This is a genomic window from Streptomyces agglomeratus (assembly GCF_001746415.1).
In the GTDB taxonomy this organism is placed as follows: Bacteria; Actinomycetota; Actinomycetes; order Streptomycetales; family Streptomycetaceae; genus Streptomyces; species Streptomyces agglomeratus.
The window spans coordinates 5302437-5322815 of record NZ_MEHJ01000001.1 but is presented as its reverse complement, the minus strand read 5'-3'; the positions used below and the strand labels follow the sequence as shown (position 1 = coordinate 5322815).

General features: G+C 68.6%; 16 protein-coding genes and 1 pseudogene. 4 read left to right on the top strand and 13 right to left on the bottom strand.

All coding sequences use genetic code 11. The features are described 5' to 3' along the window. Positions 1-234 precede the first annotated feature (234 nt). Both AS594_RS23095 and lepA read right to left on the bottom strand, forming a co-directional pair. Entirely contained in the window at positions 235-2124 is a 1890-nt protein-coding gene (locus tag AS594_RS23095; protein WP_069930715.1) for an AMP-dependent synthetase/ligase, read from the bottom strand. 224 nt (positions 2125-2348) lie between these two features. Continuing rightward, positions 2349-4214 (bottom strand): translation elongation factor 4, encoded by a 1866-nt coding sequence (gene lepA, locus AS594_RS23090; RefSeq protein WP_069928808.1) that lies wholly within the window; start codon positions 4212-4214, stop codon positions 2349-2351. A 193-nt stretch (positions 4215-4407) separates the two neighbouring features. Between lepA and rpsT the strand changes: the two genes are divergently transcribed. Further along, positions 4408-4674 (top strand): 30S ribosomal protein S20, encoded by a 267-nt coding sequence (rpsT, locus tag AS594_RS23085; RefSeq protein WP_028813489.1) that lies wholly within the window; start codon positions 4408-4410, stop codon positions 4672-4674. Between the two features lie 359 nt (positions 4675-5033). Here rpsT and holA read toward each other — a convergent pair whose 3' ends face one another. Further along, entirely contained in the window at positions 5034-6017 is a 984-nt protein-coding gene (gene holA, locus AS594_RS23080; protein WP_069932283.1) for a DNA polymerase III subunit delta, read from the bottom strand. 57 nt (positions 6018-6074) lie between these two features. On the opposite strand from holA, the gene AS594_RS23075 reads away from it, so the two are divergent. Together AS594_RS23075 and AS594_RS23070 are read left to right on the top strand one after the other, a co-directional pair. After that, on the top strand, positions 6075-6320 hold the full coding sequence (locus AS594_RS23075; RefSeq protein WP_069928806.1) for a hypothetical protein: 246 nt from the start codon (positions 6075-6077) through the stop codon (positions 6318-6320). Positions 6321-6381: 61 nt separating this feature from the next. Next, positions 6382-6840, top strand: a complete 459-nt coding sequence (locus tag AS594_RS23070) for a pyridoxamine 5'-phosphate oxidase family protein (protein ID WP_069932284.1) — start codon at positions 6382-6384, stop codon at positions 6838-6840. 158 nt (positions 6841-6998) lie between these two features. Here AS594_RS23070 and AS594_RS23065 read toward each other — a convergent pair. Next, positions 6999-7748, bottom strand: a pseudogene (locus AS594_RS23065) (ComEC/Rec2 family competence protein); the annotation flags it as partial. A gap of 18 nt (positions 7749-7766) precedes the next feature. On the opposite strand from AS594_RS23065, the gene AS594_RS47950 reads away from it, so the two are divergent. Beyond that, positions 7767-7991 (top strand): HNH endonuclease signature motif containing protein, encoded by a 225-nt coding sequence (locus tag AS594_RS47950; protein WP_420877899.1) that lies wholly within the window; start codon positions 7767-7769, stop codon positions 7989-7991. 163 nt (positions 7992-8154) lie between these two features. On the opposite strand, the gene AS594_RS41240 is transcribed toward AS594_RS47950, so the two are convergent. From AS594_RS41240 to AS594_RS23030, 9 genes are all read right to left on the bottom strand, one after another. Continuing rightward, positions 8155-9243: a DUF4062 domain-containing protein gene (locus AS594_RS41240; protein WP_167368039.1), complete on the bottom strand. Its 1089-nt coding sequence runs from the start codon at positions 9241-9243 to the stop codon at positions 8155-8157. 126 nt (positions 9244-9369) lie between these two features. Further along, the gene (locus AS594_RS41235) at positions 9370-9840 is read right to left on the bottom strand and encodes a hypothetical protein (protein WP_206281721.1); all 471 of its coding nucleotides are present in this window, start codon (positions 9838-9840) and stop codon (positions 9370-9372) included. After that, on the bottom strand, positions 9837-11810 hold the full coding sequence (locus AS594_RS23060) for an integrase (protein ID WP_240509080.1): 1974 nt from the start codon (positions 11808-11810) through the stop codon (positions 9837-9839). Before AS594_RS23060 ends, AS594_RS41235 begins: the two co-directional genes overlap by 4 nt. Before the next feature lie 131 nt (positions 11811-11941). Continuing rightward, positions 11942-13702, bottom strand: coding sequence for a hypothetical protein (locus AS594_RS23055; protein WP_069935331.1), 1761 nt, complete (start codon positions 13700-13702; stop codon positions 11942-11944). Continuing rightward, a complete protein-coding gene (locus AS594_RS23050) occupies positions 13699-15273 on the bottom strand; it encodes a site-specific integrase (RefSeq protein ID WP_069935330.1) in 1575 nt (524 codons plus the stop codon). Before AS594_RS23050 ends, AS594_RS23055 begins: the two co-directional genes overlap by 4 nt. Positions 15274-15296: 23 nt before the next feature. Next, positions 15297-16847: a ComEC/Rec2 family competence protein gene (locus tag AS594_RS23045; protein WP_420877823.1), complete on the bottom strand. Its 1551-nt coding sequence runs from the start codon at positions 16845-16847 to the stop codon at positions 15297-15299. A gap of 223 nt (positions 16848-17070) precedes the next feature. Further along, the gene (locus AS594_RS47945; RefSeq protein ID WP_420877822.1) at positions 17071-17496 is read right to left on the bottom strand and encodes a ComEA family DNA-binding protein; all 426 of its coding nucleotides are present in this window, start codon (positions 17494-17496) and stop codon (positions 17071-17073) included. 1082 nt (positions 17497-18578) lie between these two features. Continuing rightward, on the bottom strand, positions 18579-19424 hold the full coding sequence (locus AS594_RS23035) for a DegV family protein (RefSeq protein WP_069928799.1): 846 nt from the start codon (positions 19422-19424) through the stop codon (positions 18579-18581). A gap of 77 nt (positions 19425-19501) precedes the next feature. Continuing rightward, positions 19502-20272 (bottom strand): hypothetical protein, encoded by a 771-nt coding sequence (locus AS594_RS23030; RefSeq protein ID WP_069928798.1) that lies wholly within the window; start codon positions 20270-20272, stop codon positions 19502-19504. Between the last annotated feature and the right edge of the window lie 107 nt (positions 20273-20379).

Here is a 20379-nt window from a genome sequence, read left to right as displayed (position 1 = left end):
CCGGTCGGTTCTCTGCTTACGCCGCTGGCGACATGGAACAGAGTGACAGAAGGACGCCGCGCATAAGCACCGAGTCACCGAAGTGGCCGTAATGAGTCCCGCGAGCGGGGCGCGGGGGCGCTACCGGAAAGCCACAGAAACCCCGCCCGAACGCCGCCCGAACGCCACCGGAACGCCGCGCGGGCGGAGCCTTGTCCGGCCCCGCCCGCGCTACCGCTGCCGCTACCCGCGTGCCTACCCCTCGCGCGATCCCGCGTACATGTCCTCGATCAGGTTCTTGTACTCGCGCTCCACGACCGGCCGCTTGAGCTTGAGGCTCGGCGTCAGCTCACCGTGCTCGATGTCGAGGTCGCGCGGCAGCAGCCGGAACTTCTTGATCGTCTGCCAGCGCTGCAAGCCCTCGTTGAGCCGCTGCACATAGCCCTCGATGAGCTCTTGCGTCTTCTTGTCCGCGACGACCTCGGCGTACGACTTGCCCTCCAGGCCGTTGTCCTTGGCCCAGCCCAGGATGGTCGGCTCGTCGAGCGCGATCAGCGCGGTGCAGAAGTTACGGTCCGCGCCGTGCACCAGGATGTTGGAGACGAACGGGCACACCGCCTTGAACTGGCCCTCCACCTCGGCGGGCGCGATGTACTTGCCGCCCGACGTCTTGATGAGGTCCTTCTTGCGGTCCGTGATGCGCAGGTACCCGTCGGCCGACAGTTCGCCGATGTCCCCGGTGTGGAACCAGCCGTCCGCCTCCAGCACTTCCGCGGTCTTCTCCGGCAGCCCGTGGTAGCCCTGCATGATGCCGGGGCCCCGCAGCAGGATCTCGCCGTCGTCCGCGATGCGCACCTCGGTGCCGGGGAGCGGCTTGCCGACGGTGCCGGTGCGGTACGCCTCACCCGGGTTCACGAAGGAGGCCGCGCTGGACTCGGTCAGCCCGTACCCCTCCAGGATGTGGATGCCGGCACCGGAGAAGAAGAAGCCGATGTCGGGCGCGAGCGCTGCCGAGCCGGAGACGCAGGCACGCAGCCGGCCGCCGAACGCCTCGCGGATCTTCGCGTACACGAGCTTGTCGGCGACCTTGTGCTTGGCGGTCAGCCCGAAGGGCGCGGAGGCGGTGCCGGTGCGGCGGAAGTTGTCCTGCGCGACCTTGGCGTACTCGCGGGCCACCTCGGCCGCCCACTGGAAGATCTTGTACTTCGCGCCGCCACCGGCCCGCGCCTTGGCCGCGACGCCGTTGTAGACCTTCTCGAAGATGCGGGGCACGGCGGCCATGTACGTCGGCTGGACCACCGGCAGGTTCTCGATGATCTTGTCGACCCGGCCGTCCACCGCGGTGACGTGCCCGGCCTCGATCTGCCCGGAGGTCAGCACCTTGCCGAAGACGTGCGCGAGCGGCAGCCAGAGGTACTGCACGTCCGTGGAGCTGATGAGACCGGTCGCCACCGTGGCCTTCGCCATGTACGACCAGCAGTCGTGCGGCAGCCGTACGCCCTTGGGGCGGCCCGTGGTGCCGGACGTGTAGATCAGCGTCGCGAGCTGGTCGGAGGTGATGGCCTCCACCCGCTCGGTGACGGCCTGCGGGTGCTTGGCCAGGTACGCCGTCCCGCGTGCCTCCAGGTCGGCCAGCGTGAGCACCCAGCCCTCTGGGTCGTCCTCGGCTGGCTCGACGCCCGTGGCGTCGATGACGACGACGTGCGCCAGGTTCGGCAGGTCGGCGCGTCGCTCACGCGCCTTGGCGAGCTGCGAGGCGTCCTCGGCGATGAGCACGCGGCTCTCGGAGTCGGCCAGGATGTACGACGACTCCTCCGCGTTGGTCGAGGGGTAGACCGTCGTCGTGGCGGCGCCGGCGCACATCACGCCCAGGTCGGCGAGGATCCACTCGACCCGGGTGTTGGACGCGAGCGCCACCCGCTCCTCGGGCTGTACGCCGAGGTCGATCAGGCCGGCGGCGATGGCATACACCCGCTCGGCGGCCTGCCCCCAGCTCAGTGACTTCCAGGCGTCCGCTCCCTGCCCGGACGCGGCCGGCACGGGGTACCGGTAAGCCTCGGCATCGGGCGTGGCAGCCACGCGCTCAATGAAGAGGGTCGCCACCGACGGCGGCCGGTTCTCGATCAAGGTCTGTGTGTCGCTCACGACGTCCTCCGGGCCTGCGGCATGCTGCACGACTGGCTGGTATTTAACTGGCGAGTAACCTTCGAGTGGTGATCAGAGTAAAGCGCGAGGGGCCGGGGCGTAAGGGGCTGCGGCGCGCGGCTTCATAACGGAACGGAACCGCTCCTCGCCGGTCTCCCCCTCACACAGGAAAGCGCCCGTCCGTGAGTACGGAGGGCGCTTTCGTGTGCGGTCGCGTGTCGCGGCTACTTCTTCTTGCCGCCGGAGTCGTCGCTGGACAGCACCGCGATGAAGGCCTCCTGGGGGACCTCCACGCTGCCGACCATCTTCATCCGCTTCTTGCCTTCCTTCTGCTTCTCCAGCAGCTTCCGCTTACGGGAGATGTCACCGCCGTAACACTTGGCGAGGACGTCCTTGCGGATGGCGCGGATGGTCTCGCGCGCGATGACGCGCGAGCCGATGGCGGCCTGGATGGGGATCTCGAACGCCTGGCGCGGAATGAGCTCCCGCAGCTTGGCGACGAGCCGCACGCCGTACGCGTACGCCGCGTCCTTGTGCGTGACGGCGGAGAAGGCGTCGACCCGGTCGCCGTGCAGCAGGATGTCGACCTTGACGAGCGACGCCGCCTGCTCGCCGGTGGGCTCGTAGTCCAGGGAGGCGTAACCGCGCGTCTTGGACTTCAGCTGGTCGAAGAAGTCGAAGACGATCTCCGCGAGCGGCAGGGTGTAGCGGATCTCGACGCGGTCCTCGGAGAGGTAGTCCATGCCGAGCAGCGTGCCGCGGCGGGTCTGGCACAGCTCCATGATCGCGCCGATGAACTCGCTGGGGGCGAGGATCGTGGCCCGTACGACCGGCTCGTACACGTCCGAGATCTTGCCCTCGGGGAACTCGCTCGGGTTGGTGACCGTGTGCTCGCTGCGGTCCTCCATCACGACGCGGTAGACCACGTTGGGCGCGGTCGCGATCAGGTCGAGCCCGAACTCGCGCTCCAGGCGCTCGCGGATCACGTCGAGGTGCAGGAGGCCGAGGAAGCCGACGCGGAAGCCGAAGCCGAGCGCCGCGGAGGTCTCCGGCTCGTACACCAGCGCGGCGTCGTTGAGCTGGAGCTTGTCGAGCGCCTCGCGCAGGTCGGGGTACTCCGAGCCGTCCAGCGGATACAGACCCGAGAAGACCATCGGCTTCGGGTCCTTGTAACCGCCGAGGGCCTCGGTCGCGCCCTTGTGCAGGGAGGTGATCGTGTCACCGACCTTGGACTGACGGACGTCCTTCACGCCGGTGATGATGTAGCCGACCTCGCCGACGCCGATGCCGTCGGACGGCGTCATCTCGGGAGACGAGACGCCGATCTCCAGCAGCTCGTGGGTCGCGTTGGTGGACATCATCCGGATGCGCTCGCGCTTGTTGAGCCCGCCGTCGATGACACGCACATAGGTGACGACACCGCGGTACGAGTCGTACACCGAGTCGAAGATCATCGCGCGGGCGGGCGCGTCCGCGTCGCCGACCGGGGCCGGGATGTCGCGGACGACGCGGTCGAGCAGCGCGTCCACGCCGAGGCCGGTCTTCGCCGAGACCTTGAGTACGTCCTCGGGCTGGCAGCCGATGAGGTTCGCCAGCTCCTCGGAGAACTTCTCCGGCTGGGCGGCCGGCAGGTCGATCTTGTTGAGGACGGGAACGATCGTGAGGTTGTTCTCCATCGCCAGGTACAGGTTGGCGAGGGTCTGCGCCTCGATGCCCTGGGCGGCGTCCACGAGGAGCACCGTGCCCTCGCACGCCGCGAGCGACCGCGAGACCTCGTACGTGAAGTCCACGTGTCCGGGGGTGTCGATCATGTTCAGGATGTGGGTCGTGCCCACGTCCGGGCCCTCGTTGGGCGCCCAGGGCAGCCGGACCGCCTGGGACTTGATCGTGATGCCGCGCTCGCGCTCGATGTCCATCCGGTCGAGATACTGAGCACGCATCTGCCGCTGATCGACGACACCGGTCAGCTGGAGCATCCGGTCGGCGAGCGTGGACTTGCCGTGGTCGATGTGCGCGATGATGCAGAAGTTGCGGATCAGCGCCGGGTCGGTACGGCTCGGCTCGGGCACGTTGGTAGGAGTCGCGGGCACGCAGGGTCTCGTCTCGGGGCGATGTTGGATCGATACGTAGCTTCCATGGTCCCACGGACGGCGGGCGGGCCTCGGTTTGGGCCGTCCGGCGGGCCGCTGGTACGCTGAGCAGCTGTGTCTCACAACCCTCGGAGTAGCTCTCCGGCCGGCGGGACACTCATCGAAGATCCAACGAACCTGTAGAGGCTCTTTCGTGGCGAACATCAAGTCCCAGATCAAGCGGAACAAGACGAACGAGAAGGCGCGCCTGCGCAACAAGGCCGTCAAGTCCTCGCTCAAGACGTCGATCCGCAAGGCCCGCGAGGCTGTCACCGCTGGTGACCTCGAGAAGGCCACCGTGGCCGTCCGCGAGGCTTCCCGCAAGCTCGACAAGGCAGTCTCCAAGGGAGTCATCCACAAGAACGCCGCCGCCAACAAGAAGTCGGCGCTGGCGCACAAGGTTGCCTCCCTCCAGGGCTGAGCATTCGCTTGCACGACCCGCACGATCGCCGGTAGGGACTCAGCGGGCCCTCTCTTCCGCTCCTGATCCGGCACCTCGCGCCGCACGCGGCCTGCGTTCGCCACGCGGGTGCGGCGCATCAAAGCTTTGACAGGCTTCAGGGCTTCACACGAAGGCCCCGGCCACCGTCCTCCCCAGGACGGCGGCCGGGGCCTTCGTGCTTCTTCGCCCCGGTGGCGGGCGGACTCCGATGTGGGTGGCGGACGGGCTTCCCCTTTACCGATGGCGGGCGGTCCTCAGATGTGGGGTGGCGGACGGTCTTCCGCTTCTACCGGTGGCGGGCGGCCTTCGCTTCTACCGGTGGCGGGCGGCCTTCGCTTCTACCGGTGGCGGGCGGCGCGGGCGACCGTGACGACGGCCTTCTCCAGCGCGTACTCCGGGTCGTCTCCGCCGCCCTTTACGCCGGCGTCGGCCTCGGCGACGGCCCGCAGCGCGAGCGCCACCCCGTCCGGTGTCCAGCCGCGCATCTGCTGCCGCACGCGGTCGATCTTCCACGGCGGCATGCCCAGCTCGCGGGCGAGGTCGGCGGGACGGCCGCCGCGGGCGGAGGACAGCTTGCCGATGGCCCGTACGCCCTGGGCCAGCGCGCTGGTGATCAGCACGGGCGCCACGCCGGTGGACAGCGACCAGCGCAGGGCTTCCAGCGCCTCGGCCGCCCGGCCCTCCACCGCGCGGTCGGCGACGGTGAAGCTGGAAGCTTCGGCGCGGCCCGTGTAGTACCGCCCGACGACCGCCTCGTCGATGGTCCCCTCGACGTCCGCGCACAGCTGGGCGACGGCGCTGGCCAGTTCGCGCAGGTCACTGCCGATGGAGTCGACCAGGGCCTGGCCGGCCTCGGGCGTCGCGGAGCGGCCCAGGGCGCGGAATTCGGACCGTACGAACGACAGGCGCTCGGCGGGCTTGGTGGTCTTGGGGCAGGCGACCTCACGGGCCCCCGCTTTGCGCGCCGCGTCGAGCAGCCCCTTCCCCTTCACGCCACCCGCATGGAGCAGTACGAGCGTGATCTCCTCGGCGGGCGCTTCGAGGTACGCCTTGACGTCCTTGATCGTGTCGGCCGAGAGATCCTGCGCGTTGCGCACGACGACGACCTTGCGCTCGGCGAAGAGCGAAGGGCTCGTCAGCTCGGCGAGGGTGCCGGGCTGGAGCTGGTCGGGCATGAGGTCGCGTACGTCGGTGTCGGCGTCGGCGGCGCGCGCGGCCGCCACCACCTGCTGCACGGCGCGGTCCAGCAGCAGGTCCTCCTGCCCCACGGCGAGGGTGAGGGGGGCGAGCGGATCGTCGTTCGAATTCTTCCTGGTGGCCATCGTGGTCCAGCATCCCACGGCCCACTGACACTCCCGTTCGTGTTGGAGAATGGGCAGGTGAGCGATGTGAGACACGTACTCGTACTGCCGGACCGCGACGCCGCCCAGGAGGTGGCCGTCGAGGTCTGCGAGCGCTTCGGAGCCGTTGAGGAACCGCAGCTCGTGCGGGATTCCCTGGCCGGCGAGGACGACGCGGAAGACGCGCAGTGGCTGGTCGTGGTCGAGGACCCGGGCAGCCGGCTCGACGCCGACGAGCTGCACGCGCTGGCCGGCGAGTACGAGGGCTGGCTGGAGCGGCCCTGACCTTTGGTCCTAGGCCGATTGCCCGAGGCGCGCGCGGGTCCGGCGTCGATACCGTGCGGACATGACGATCATGGAACCGGCGCGCCCCCGCGAGCAGCGCAAGCAGGACGTGCTCGACCGCCTGACGAAGGACGACGACCTCTGGGCCGCCACGGCCTCGCCGGACGGCCGGCCGTGTTTGGTGCCGCTCTCGTTCCTCTGGGACCGCGGCACGCTCCTGATGTGCACCCGCAGGACGAACGCCACCGCCCGGAATCTGACCCCGGCCGGGGAAGTACGGGTCTCCCTCGGCCACACCAGGGACGTGGTGCTGATCGAGGGCACCGCCGAGCTCGTGGAGGGGGCGGAGCTGGCGACGGAGTCGGCCGACGCCTTCGCGGCGAAACTGGGCGGCTGGGACCCCCGTAACGGGACGGCCTGGGTGTACCTGCGCATCACCCCGCGCACCGTGAAGGCGTGGCGCGAGGAGAACGAACTGGCCGACCGTGAGCTGATGCGGGACGGCGCCTGGCTCGTTTAGCCCGACTCCGCACCTTCAGCCCGACTCCGCACCCTCCCCGCAAGCCCCCCACCTGCTCCCACCTGCTCCCACCTGCGGCGGCCCTTGTCGCACGCCCTCGCGCTCCACACCTCCCGCGGCCCTTGTCGCACGCCCTCGCCGCTTCTCGCCGCCGGGATCTACAGCGCGTCCCGTCCCGCCGGCACCGCGCGCATGTCCCGGCCCGCACCCGTCACGGCGATCGCCCCGTCCGTGTCCGTGCGCAGCACCGCGGCCCCGCCGGTGCTCAGTGCGGCGAGCGTACGGGGCGAGGGATGCCCGTACGGGTTGTCCCGGCCGCAGGACACCAGGGCCAGCCGGGGCCGCGCGCGGGCTAGCAGCGCGGGGTCCTGGTAGGCCGAGCCGTGGTGGGCGACCTTCAGGACGTCCACGGGTGGCAGTATCGGATGGGCCCTCAGCAGGGCCTGTTGCGCCGGGGGTTCGAGGTCCCCGAGGAGCAGCAGGGTGAGGGCGCCGGAGCGGACGAGCAGCGTGACGCTGGCGTCGTTCGGCTCTTCCGGGAGCGGGGTGGGGAAGGGCTGCGGCCACAGCGCCCGCCAGGACAGCGGACCGATGCGGCGGTGATCCCCCGGGACCGTCTCCAGCAGTGGCACACGTGCGGCGGCCGCCGTCCTGCGGACGAACGCACTCTGTTCCGGGGGGTCCTGGAGCGACGTCGTCCGGATCTCGCCCACCGCCCGGCCGCGCAGCACGCCCGGCAGCCCCGCCACGTGGTCCGCGTGGAAGTGGGTGAGCAGGAGGAGCGGGACGCGGGTGACGCCGAGCGCCCGCAGGCAGCGGTCGACGCGCCGTGGGTCCGGCCCCGCGTCCACGACGACGGCGGTCCCCTCACCCGCCGCCAGTACGGAGGCGTCACCCTGGCCGATGTCTTCCCTGTCAAGTTCTGCGTGTTGAGCTTCGTCCCTCCTGAGCCCTGCTCGACGGACAGCTCCCTATCCCGGTGGTTCCGTTGGTCATCTGCGTCCCGGGACCGCCCTCAGTCAGTTGGTGTCCAGGGCCTCGGCAAAGTGGCGGGTCGTCTGGCTGTGCTCAAGTCACGCGGTGGCGGAGACGAGCGCGAGAACCTCGCCGTGCTGTGCCGGTCGTGCAACAGCCGCAAGCACAACCGGTGATCGCCTCAGATGCAACACGCGCTGACCGGCCGGCTGGGACGCAGACGCATACCGGGGGGGTAGGTAGAAGTTGCGGGTGATCATCTCCGGACCCTGCCCCCGCCCCAAAACTTCCTGTACGGTTCCGGCCGATTTTTTCGGGGCTTGCGTGATCGAACGACCCTCAGGACTTCTTCTTGGCCTTGAGCTGCAGCGTTCGAGTTTGACCGTACGGTGTCAGCTTCCAGTAGATGTTGCGGTCCGCAATTGGGCGCTTTCTGTCGCCCTTTTCGATGAGGCCAAGAGCCAGAAATTGGACCAATATGTTGTGGAAGTCCTCCGGCGGAATAGATAGAGAATATTCAGTTATCTCTTGATCTTCGAGGTTCAAGTCAGCCTCATCGAATGCATTTGCCAGCTCATTCGAGTAGATGCCTTCCCATAGATGGTCGGTAATCCAGTCGTTAATTGCATCATGCATTTGCTCTTGTTCGCACTCGCCCAGTAGGGACGGGCCCACCATCGAGAAGATTCCATCCCAGGTGAAGTCTCTCGCAGTCGCTAGACTTCCTCTCGCGACGACCCCTCCAGTTGCGTAGCGGAATCTAGCCTCAATATTAAGGCTCGTGGGATCGCTTCCGCTTTGCAGCTCTGAGGTGCCAGGCGGAGGGTTGTGAGCAGCGACCCCCAGTTGATTTTCCAGCTCAGAGATTCGCTTTCGCAAGGTTTCAATTTCTTGCAGCGACTCCACACTTGCGATCTTGTCGGCTCTAACCCATCCGATCGCGGGAAATAGTTTAATTTGACTAGGGAAGCTCACGGCCACCTGCCCGGCCAGATGGTCTGCACTTGTCCAATACTTGACATGCTTCCCTTGTTTAACCTTTTCGCGAAATTCTTTCAGCTTGTTCGCTATTCCGCTGTCTAGTTCTAGTTTCTTTCCTGGAAGTTTCTCGACGTCCCCATACAGGAAGGCCATGATTGGCTTTTTGATCGAGGCTGCATAATCATATTCTTTTTCCGTATAGCTCAAGTCGCAGTTGGGATCGATGGAGCCATACTTCCCGCCGATGACAAGGAGGTAGTAGTCGCAGTCATCAATAACCTGCTTGATGAGATTCCATGCGTCGGCGTCAACGGCCGGAAATATCTCCATGCCGGCAGGGATGGCATCCAAGTTGAGAAGGGTGGATATGATAGCTCGCCGCTCCTCCTTTAGATCCAAGTACGTAGAACTCACAAATACTTGATATCTTTTATCGGCGGCAACCATTGAACCTCCAGGATTTTTAATCCACCTTCCATGGTAGTCCAATTGGGCGATCGGGCAACCCGAGCTATTTCGCGAAAAAAGTGACGCCATCTCCAGGAGTTGAGGGGGAAATGCTAGGGACGCCGCCTAAATTGCCGGGAGAGCGCCAGCGCCGAAATGCTCGGGATCTCGGCACGGTGACCCCGCCGACGGGTGTGGTTGGGTTGGCAGTGCTCTGACTCGCGGATCGGGCTGGGTCAATGCATTTCGCAGCTGCCGATTCTCCGAGGTGAGCTGGTTGACGACGCGGACGAGATGTTCGACGTCGGTCCGTAGTTGACTCAATTCCTTGGCGTCTTCGTGACGAAGTTCCTTCAACTTGACGATCTGCTTTCGCAGGCGAACTTCGGAGTCCGGCATCTGGCCTCGTGCTTTGACCTGCGCATAGAAGTCATTCTTGAGGTCCAGGTGACGCTGGGGCAGCGCGTTGCGTGGGACGCCGGCTTCCTGAGCGAGTGCGACGATCGTCAAAGCTCCGTTGGAGTGCTGCGGGGTGCCTTTCAAGATGCGGTCCATGGCCGCGCGGATGCGGTCGCGTTCATCGTGTGCAGGGCTCATGCGGCGCCGTCCTGGAGAGTGATTCGGGTGCGGTGGTGAGCATCGGCGAGGTCGCGCAGGCGGTTGGCACTGCTGCGAAGGCGGTCACCGAGCGGGCCGGGGACGTGGGCCGCCTGCTTCTCGAGGAAGTCAGCCCGGTCCAGGATCTTGGTGATGTGCTGGTCGGTGCGGGCGATGTTTCCGCAGGTGGTGACGCAACGATCGAGGCTGGGGGTGTCCTTGACGCCGCGATGGCATAGGGCCTTGTCACGCTTGTAGACACACATCAGCAAGGTGTTGGGGTTGTCGTAGACAGCCAGCTGGGGGTTGGCGAGGATCTGGCGGGCCTGGCGGGCGTTGATGACCGTGCCCTCGTATTGGGCTGCGGTGGCTGCGGCTTTGATCGCTCGCCGGGCGGCCGGTCCGGAGATACCGATCCCGTCTTCGAGGTCGTCGTGCAGGTCAGCGACGGTGTCGATGGTTGCTCGGGCGGTCTCGACATCGAGGAGCTCGTGGATGCCATCGCGGCTGCGGGAGGCGTATCCGACGGATACGGAAGTTCGCAGATGGCCATACTGAATTGCCAGGGCAACGAGTCCACCGGGGCGGCGGGCGATGTGCCAGGCGAGGCTGCGACGGAATCGCTCGGTGCCGATCGCGCCGTGCGGGTCCGGCGGTATGACCTCGCTGATCAGACCGTGACTCGTCGCCTCCTCGTTGGCCCAGGAGACGAAGTCCTCCACCCGGTCCGCCATCGTCTGGACGGACAGTGCGCCGGTGCCAGCACGAGTGCCGCGCAGGTCGTGCGCATAGTGATCGAACAGCAGCTTCCCGTCCGGGACGATGCGCTCCAGGATGCGGATCGCGTTCACCACTGGGGCGATGGCCACCCAGGGAACGTCGCGGAGTTCGCCCTCGGATCGGTGGTTGCCGTCCTCGTCCCGGGCGGTCTTGTAAACAGTGCTCGTGATCAAGTGCCGTCCTGACAGCCCCTGCTCGTCGGGGTCGGGATCAGGGCAGCATCCACTGCGCAGGCCGACCGCCTCACCAGGGCGCATTCCAGTCAAGTAGGCGATGACGATGAAGCAGGCTGTGCCCAACTGTCGCATCAGGTAGGCGCCCTCGTTGTAATCGAGGGCCTCTCGCCAGGTAATGCCGGCCAGCATCCCGGTCACCGGGATGCTGAGGGGGCAGGGACCCGGTTTCTGCAGGGCCGCCTTCCGCCAGCCCAGGCGCTTAGAGGCGTTGTAGACCTGGTTCCGTGACGCGCCGGTCATCGCCGCGATGTAGGTGCCGGCGAGCGCTGTCTCGCCGTACCAATCCGAGGTCGGGATGGGCAGGCCACCGGCGATCAGCGGATCCATGAAGGACTTGAGCGAGGCCAGAGAAGCCGGGGTCGTCTGGTTGGCGTGGGCAGCCGCGTGGAGGCGGTTCCGCTCGGCCCAGGCGGCGAGGATGTCGTCGCTGAAGTCCTCGACCATGCGGATCGCCCAGATCAGCAACGGGCCCATGGTCTGTTCGGCAATTGCCTCGGTCTCGTTCTCACCGCCCGAAGTGGCCGGCGGCAGATAATCGTCCACTCCCTCGGCCTCCCAGGGCGGGCGACCGACCCCGCTGGGCCGCCCGCTGAGCTGGTCAAAGGCCCACAACCGAGTCAGGGACGACAGCATGATGTGCACTGACGAGCGGGCGGCCCCGCCGTCACGCAGACGATGGCCGTACTCACGCAGCACCTCCGTGGTGCAGTCACGGAGCTCGGTGATGCCGCGTTCGATGAGCCATTCGGCCAGGCGGGCCCAGATTCCGACGGTCTTGCAGGTCGCCCCCGGGCTCTGCCGAGATCGCCAGGACGGACCGCGTTCACGCAGGAACACCGACGTCAGCTCCCTATTGATCAACGTCCAGGCCAGCAGTCGCATTTCCTCCCGAAAGGCAGCAGGAAACGGGTCCCAGTGGATCGTGCTCTGGGTGACGCCCGGATTGCCGTTCATGGGAAGCAGCGGCCAGGACGGGGCCGCGAAGCAGGCGATCGGTCCTGTGTAGCCGTCAATGATCCGCTGAGCCGGGATGACAGGGGTGTCCGGTCCGGGGACGGCAGGAAGTTGAAGGGTTGCGGTCGCCGTCACTGGTCGAAGTCTCCGTTGAGCAGGTAGCTGATGATTTCGCGGTCGGCGTCGGTGACCTCGGCCAGGGCCTGGGCCCAGACGGCAGCTCCGAGGAGACGCTCACTCTTGAGGTGTTCCAGGCGGGCGTATGCATCGGCCCAGTCGGTCTGCCACTGGCCGGGGTCCATGACGGAGCGCAAGTTGTCCAGGGCATGGTGGAGATGCGCGAGCCGGCTGTGATGGACGGGGTGAACGCGGGCGTTCGGGCAGGCCAGACACATGAGGAACGAGGCCCCGCAGCCCCCGTCGGGGCTGGGGAACGGGCTGTTCTCGTAGTCATGGCAGTCGGCGGTGGCCGTTGGCTGGTCTGCCGGATCGGCCGTCTCGCGTAGCTCGGCGCCGAACACCACCTCGCGGGCCTTTGCCACGACCGCCTCAGCCGCCGCGGCGATGACTGGAACCGCAGCCGCCTGGGCCCGGGGGTCGGTCAGGACGTAGGTGCTGTCATGGGTGTCCTGGCTGTTCTGGCCAGGCTCCCGGCGATGCACCACGTTCACCGTCCGACGGCCCCTGCGAAACGGCGAGGACGCGAACTCCGCGTCCACGGCCCAGCTTTTCGCGGAGGATCCGGAGATCCCGAACCGGAACGGGCCGACGCCGGCTCCCTTCTTCCGGTCCGCCGGAGCATCGGCCGTAGGAGCCTTGCCCGTGCGCCAGATCATCAAGCGATCCGTGCCGGGGCTGAGGTCGTGGACGGCTGCCCGTGCGAACACGGTGGCCTCCAGGGCCTGCGTGATCAGTCGGCCCGGAGTGCCGGCCCCGTCATCGGTGAGGTTGCGGGTCTCGAAGTACCGTCCGGTGCCCCGCTTGTGCTTCTCAAGTTCGACCCGGTAGATCCGCTTGCCGTCCCGCCCGGCATCCGGCGTCGCCCGCGGCACCGCAAGACGGTTGATCACCGACAGATTCCACCCGTGCTCTGCCAGCAGCAACACTCCCAGCGCGACCGCTTCCATGCGGGTCAGGAACAGCCGCTGCCAGGTGTCCTCCGGCCTTTCTCCCCCCAGAACCCTGATGTAGCGGTAAATGATCCTGGTGGAGGCGTTTGCCCTCGTGTAGCAGGGGACCGTGCCGGTGCGGGCGAGACAGTCGAGCGCCTCGCCCAGCAGCCAGTCGTCGCTGCCTTGAGGGAAGGTTCCCGCGCGCCAGTCGGCCAGGTGCCGGGCGTTCTCCGTGATCCTCAGATGTGCGGTCCGGAACATTCGCCGGGCCGCGGAGGTGATCGCGTCGAACTCGCCGTCCTCGAAGGAGGTCTCCGTCACCTCCGGCGGGGGTATTCGCTTGGAGAGAGCTTCGCGTGCTCCCGCCGTCAGCCGGGGATCATCCAGCAACAGGTTTCTCACGGCGGTGAGTTCCTTGTAGCCAATCATCTGCGTGTTCCGACGGCTGAGTTGCCACTGCTTCCAAAGTCCCGCGGTCAATTCCTCGATGTCCGTCGGCGGGTCTTCGAGTGCGGACAAGTACTCGGTGAAAGTCTCCAGATGAACCCATACGTGTTTGCTGCTGTAGTGCGAGGTCCACCGGCTCGGAACGCAGCGGGCAGCGAACAACCGGGCCAGCGACCGCCGCATCGGGTCGGGGACCGGCAAGGTCCGGAAGTCATAGACCGCCACGTCTCCCTCCCCGTCGCGATGCTCGACGACCAGCCCGTCGGAGACGAGAACCGGCGGTTTGTGCTGGGTAGTTGTCGGCAGTGACGCTGAGCGTCCGCGCCGGCTCATGCCACCTCACCTGACGTGACCTGCATCTTCGCGTCGATGTCCTGGATGCCCTCGGCTTCGATCGCCAGACGCGCGAACACGTCGTCCATCTCGTGCTCTGACTGCGCTCCTTGCCCGATCACGGGGGCGGTGGCCAGCAGAGACCGCAGCTGGAGGTCAGCGACCGGGGCCAGATACCGCTCTCGGGTGGTCTCGATGGACGAATGCCCCAACAGGTCCTGAACCATCCGCCACGGATCTCCGTAGAGAAGCCGGTAATCCCGTCGTTCCTCAGGTGTCAGCCCCAATCGCTGGTCCAGCAAGTGGTGAAGAATCACGAGCATGTAGAGGGCAAAACTGTGCCGGCAGGAATGCGGAGTCGCATAAGGGGACAGGCTGCGGTGCGGGTCCAGCCGACGCTCCGGCTCCGGATCAAGGACCGCCCGGCACCGATTGTTGGCCGAAGTGAAGACGTTCTCCCACGAATGCGGCTGGAATGGCAGGCCCGTCTCACTCAGCCACAACCACAACGGCTCGGGGCCTCCAGGACCCTCGGTGTACCAAGTCATCCGCTCTTCTGCGAGCGCGTCCGTCAGCGCGACCCGGCCCATGACACCGTCGCGGTCGCACCAGTGCACGATCGGCTTGGGCCCGCGAGTCACCTTCGTGACCAGGCGCATGTCCCTCACGCCGTCGTAGCGGCCCTTCGCCTGAGCCTTGCGGATCACCGCGGCCCGCGAGGAGTCCATGTAACTCTCGATGTCGCCGACCACACCCGCCGCGACGTAATAGGTGCGGGCCTTCTTGGAACGCGTGACCGCCGCTGCCAGCCGACCCGTGTAGTAGCGCCCGCCTTCAAGTCGCAACGAGGGCACCTCGAACGTCAGCAGCGAGGCCCCCTCGAGCCGCCGCAGCCCGGAAGTGGTCAGCAAGCGCACAAACGCGACGTTGCGGTCTTCCAACCGCCCCACCCAGCCCGGGGTGCGAAGCCCATCAGCCCCGCATCCGCGCAGCCCCACATCCACCCAGAGCCGGAACGTACGAGGAGTCAGCCAATGTACGTTGCTGGCTTTGACATCCTTCGCCTTATCGTCCGGCACCTCTATGATCTGCCCATAGCGGCCCGTCACTTGGTGCGTCGGAATAGGGTTCCTCGGTACGAATGCGTTCTCCGGCTTCGCTGCCCACTTATACAAGCTCATCAGCGCCGCCAGGTCGCGGTCCCACTTGTTCGCGCCGACCCGCACAGGGTTTTCTGGCGAGTCCTGACGCCAGTACTGAAAATCGTTCACATCGGATTCCACTGCCTGCGTCCATATCTTCCCCCGCTGCCAAAGGAAGTTGAAGAACAGGCAATCGTCCGTGGTGTAGTTCCGCTTCGTCTCCGCCGTGTATCCCCGAAACGGGCTGCTGCGGGTATACAGGCTGAGCAGCTCGTCCACTCGGTAGTCCGGCGCCAGGAGGATCGGATCTCCGGGACGAATCCCTGCGGACTCCTCTCGCTCCGCGAGGTCAGCCCACCCCACCAGCACTGGTTCAGGAGGCACCGTCATCGCCGTCTTCGGCACCCAAAAAACACGCCACTTACTCATCGAGCCACCCTGTCAGATCGGTATCAACACGCCGATCCAATAGGGAAGATGTCGCACATCGCGAACTTCCAGCCCGGCGGTGGCCATCCGGTGACGATCCGGGTGAGCGGAACGGGCCGCAGGATCGCCAGCACCAGGAGGAGCGCACACGCCGCGCTCAGCCACGGGTGGCGCGGCAGCCGGCGCGCCGCGAACACAGCCACCGCCGTCACGGCCGCCAGCAGCAGCCCGCCGCGCCAGCCACCGGGCCAGGCGACCTCCGCGCCGGGCAGCCCGGCTCCGGCACGGGCTACGGAGGCGATCCACCCGGCCGGCCAGGCCGCGCACCGGGCCAGCAGTTCGGCGACGGGCATCGCCACCGGGGCCGCCGCCAGGGCCGCGAACCCGAGGACCGTCGCCGGGGCGACCGCGAACTCGGCGAGCAGGTTGCAGGGGATGGCCACCAGGCTCACCCGGGCCGCCATCATCGCGACCACGGGCGCGCACACCGCCTGGGCGGCTGCCGCGGCGGCCAGCACCTCCGCGAGCCTCGGCGGCACGCCGCGCCGTCGCAGCGCGGCGCTCCAGCGGGGGGCGAGAGTGAGAAGGGCGCCCGTGGCCAGTACGGAGAGCAGGAATCCGTAACTGCGGGCCAGCCACGGGTCGTACAGCACGAGCAGCAGGACCGCGGCCGCGAGGGCGGGAAGGAGCTGCCGGCGGCGGCCCGTTCCGATGGCGAGCAGCGTGATGAGCCCGCAGGCCGCTGCGCGCAGCACGCTCGGCTCCGGCCGGCACACCACGACGAAGGCGAGCGTCAGCGCCCCGCCGAGCAGCGCGGTCGTCCGCAGGGAGATTCCGAGGCGCGGGGCGAGGCCGCCGCGTTCGGCACGCAGGGCCGTACCGGGTGGTCCGATCAGCAGGACGAGGATGATCGTGAGGTTGCTTCCGGAGACGGCGAGGAGGTGCGTGAGGTCGGTGGCCTCGAAAGCCTCCTGGAGCTCGGGCGGCACCCTGGAGGTGTCGCCGACGACCAACCCGGGCAGCAGTGCCCGGGCGTCGGGAGCGAGCCCGGCAGTGGCCTCGCGCAGCCCTGCCCTGAGACCACCGGCCGTGCGCTGCACGGCGGTCGGCGGGCGCACGGCCTGCGGGGGCTCACCGTCCGGCACGCGGAGCACCGCGGCGGCCCGGTCACCGCCACCGCCCGTCGGCGGGGCCAGCCGCGCGGTGAGCCGCAGCCCGGTGGACGGCAGCAGCCGCTGCCACCGCGCCGCCGCCGGCCCCCGGGCCGGTGCGATCACCAGGACCGGCGTACGAACGTCGGCCGAGGTGCGGTCGGGTCCTGTGACGCGGGTGATGTCGGCGTCGAGTACGAGCGATCTCGGCAGCGTGTGGTCGCCGCGCACCCCGGGCCGGGTCGTACGGGCGTCGGAGGTGACGGTCAGCTCCGCCGTGACGTGCGCGTACTGGCGCGCCAGGCCGGGCACGGGGCCCCGGTGGAGGTCGGCCGCGTGCAACCCCGCCGAAGCGGCCCCGGCCGTCGCGCACAACAGCGCGGCGGCGACCGCGGTGACGCTCGGGCCACGCCTGGCCGCCAACCCCCGTCGCTCCTTCCACGCCCGGACCACCAGCAGTCCGGCCGCCGCGCCCACGCACACCAGTGCGCACCGGACAGCCCAGCGGCCCGAGGCCCCCACTGCCACGGCAGCCGCGATCCACGCGGCCAGCGCGGGCGGCACCAGGCGCAGATCAGCCGGCCCTTCCTGCCAGGGGTCGGAGAACCCAGCCTCTGCCCGGACGCGAGGTGAACCGCCGGGCGCGTCATGGCCGTACGAGCGGCAGGAGATCCGCGAACCGGCGGTCGCCGATCCCCTTGACCTCACGGAGCTCTTCGACGGAGCGGAAGCCGCCGTGCTCCGTCCGGTAGTCGATGATGTGCTGCGCCAGTACGGGACCGACCCCTGGCAGCGTCTCCAACTGCTCGGCGGTGGCGGCGTTCAGGCCGATCGGCCCAGCAGTCCCGCCGGGGGCCGCCGCAGGGCTACCGCCTCCCGCAGCCGGTCCGGCAGCCCCCGGAGGTGCGGGGACTCCGACCACCACCTGCTCGCCGTCCATGAGCAGGCGAGCGCGGTTGAGCCCGGCGGTGTCCGCGCCCGCCTTGACGCCACCTGCCGCCCGCAGCGCGTCCGCCACCCGCGACCCGGCGAGCAGCCGGTGGATGCCCGGCCGGCGTACTTTGCCGCTCACGTCGACGACGATGCGCCCCCGGCCGGGTCCCGACAGAGCCCCCGGCTCACCGGCGGCCGCCGTCGGAGGCGGCCCCGGTGACGGTTCCGGTCGTACGGTGGCCTGCCCCCGCCGACAATCCGCGGGGGCTGTACGGGCTGTGGCCGCCCCGTCCAGAAGTGCTGCGCGGCGAAACCGCCGGCCACTACAAGGACAACGGCCAGCGCCGCCAGCGCCCTGGGTTCGAGCCGCATCGCGCCTGCATATAGACAGGCAGCCGGTTGCGCAGGGCCGACCGCATCCGCACCAGACCACCGCCACCGCCACCGCCATCGCCATCGCCACCGACCGGTACGCCGTCGTCGGCAGCCCCTGCTGACGCCGGCGCTGGTGCCGGTGAAACCGGAAACGGAACCGCTGGGCCAGGAACCCGAGTCGGCGCAGGCGCGTCCACGACCGGAGCCAGGAGAGCCGTACCTGTACCCTGAGCGGCCCACGAAGCCGAGGGAGCCGCCGCCGCCCTCACCGCAAGCGGAACAACAGCCGAGGCCGGGCCCGGAGAGGCCGACGCCGGAACCACCAACCGGTCAGCGGCCGGCGAACGCCCGCTCGGCACCACCTCGAAAAGTGCCTCCGCGCGGCGGCGCAAAGCCGCCGATGCGGCGAAGTCGTGCCCCCGGCGGCGCAGCCGACGCCCGCCACTGCCGCGCCCCCTGCGGCCCCGGACGTCGAACGACCCGACGTCGGGGGCTCGGACACCCGAAGGACGGAAGTCGGACGGACGGACATCGGACGGAGGGGCGCCGGAGGACCCGGGGGCGCCCCGGGTCCTGTCGTCCGTGGACCGGTTGTCGGTGAACCGGCCATTCATGGACCGGCCATTCATGGACCGGCCGTCCATGGACCGGCCGTCCATTGACCGGCCGTCCGAGGCCGGGGCGCGGCCCGGGCCACTGGTTGCGGAGTGCGAGCGTGAGCGTGATCGAAGAGCCATGTCACGAGACGGTAGGCACAATCGCCCGATCCCGCCGATCACCGGCAATTTCCGTGGAAAAGCTGCCGGTTGTGGATATCCCCGCCACCCGGACGAGAGGGAGCAGCCGTCAGTGCGGCGCGACCACGACCGCCAGCAGCCCCGGTCCCGTATGTGCGCCGATCACTGCCCCCACCTCGCTGACATGCAGCTCCGCCAGCCCGGTAAGCCGTACCCGCAGCCGCTCCGCCAGCCGTTCGGCCCGCTCGGGGGCCGCCAGATGGTGCACAGCGATGTCCACGCGGCGCGTGCCCGCCCGCTCGGCGGCGATCTCCTCCAGCCGCGCGATCGCCTTGGAGGCCGTACGCACCTTCTCCAGCATCTCGATGCGCCCGCCGTCCAGCTCCAGCAGCGGCTTCACCGCGAGCGCCGAGCCCAGCAGCGCCTGCGCTGCGCCGATCCGCCCGCCCCGGCGCAGATAGTCCAGCGTGTCCACATAGAAGTACGCCGACATGCCCGCCGCGCGCTTCTCCGCCGCGGCCACCGCCTCGTCGACCGTGCCGTCCGCTTCGGCCACCTCCGCCGCCGACAGGGCGCAGAAGCCGAGGGCCATCGCGACCATCCCGGTGTCCACGACCCGCACGGGAACCGGAGCCCCCTGCGCGGCGAGCACGGCGGCGTCGTACGTACCGGAGAACTCGGCGGACAGATGCAGCGACACGATGCCGGTCGCGCCGGCTTCCGCCGCCGCGCGGTAGGCCGCGGCGAAGACTTCGGGGCTCGGCCTCGAGGTCGTCACGGACCGTCGTTTCTGTAGGGCCACGGCCAGCGAGCGCGCGGAGATCTCGGTGCCCTCTTCCAGGGCACGATCACCGATGACGACGGTCAGCGGCACCGCGGTGATGCCGTGCCGCTCCATCGTCTGCTGCGGCAGGTAGGCCGTTGAATCGGTGACGATAGCGACATGGCGGGACATGACCGGGAGGTTACCCGTCGGGGGCGCCCGGCGGCAGTCCGGGCCCGCTCAATGATCCGCGCGGGTCCCGAACTGTCTCAGACCGTGCCCTCCGGGCGAGCCGTCTTCTGCCACGGATATGTGGTCTGCCGGTGAGGGTCACGCGCCGTGATCGCCTCGGGCCCGGAAGCCGCTCGGCGTGCCGCGTCGCCGCTCTCCGCCCGGCGCCCAGCGGCCCCACCAGCTCCCCCAGCCGCACCAGCCGTATCAGCGGCCGCCGTGTCAGCCGCCGCCGACCAGGACGCATCCGCGTCCGGCCCGGTAGCCCAGTGCCGCAGCGCGCCCGACTCCACCTCGATCTGCGCGCTCAGCGTCGCGAGGTCGTCATTGGCGAACCGCTGCGCCCGGTCCCGTGCCGCCCACCGCAGCGAGTCCGCCGCATGCGTCACCCGTTCCGTGCGCTCCCGCAGGTCCGGCAGCCGCTCCGCGACCCGCGCCCTGTCCGGCTCGCGCTCCAGCCGCTTCAGGTCATCGTCCAGTTCGTGCCCGTGCGCGCTCAGCCGCTCGAACAGGCCGAGCGACTCCGACAGCGAGGCGTCCTCCGCCACGCCGGCGCTCAGCGCCTCCTGGGTGGCCTTCATCGACGTACGCAGTGAGAGCCTCAGCTGGGCCAGCTCACCGGCGACACCCACCTGCCCGAAGCTCTTCGCCCGCAGAGCCGTGTCCTCGACGGTGCGCCGCGCCTGCGTGATCTTCCGGTCCACGCCGCGCTTGGCCGCACCGACCGCCTTCACGCTCACGTACACCCCCGTCGCCACGAACGCCACACAGAGCAGCGTCAAAATGAGGATCAGGGTGACGGCATCCATGAGCGCCCCTCCGTTGTCGGTCCACTCGGTCGGCCACTCGGCTCGTGTGGTCTCTCCACGGTAAACGGAACGGGCAGGCCGAGGGTTCCATCGGAACCCCCAACCTG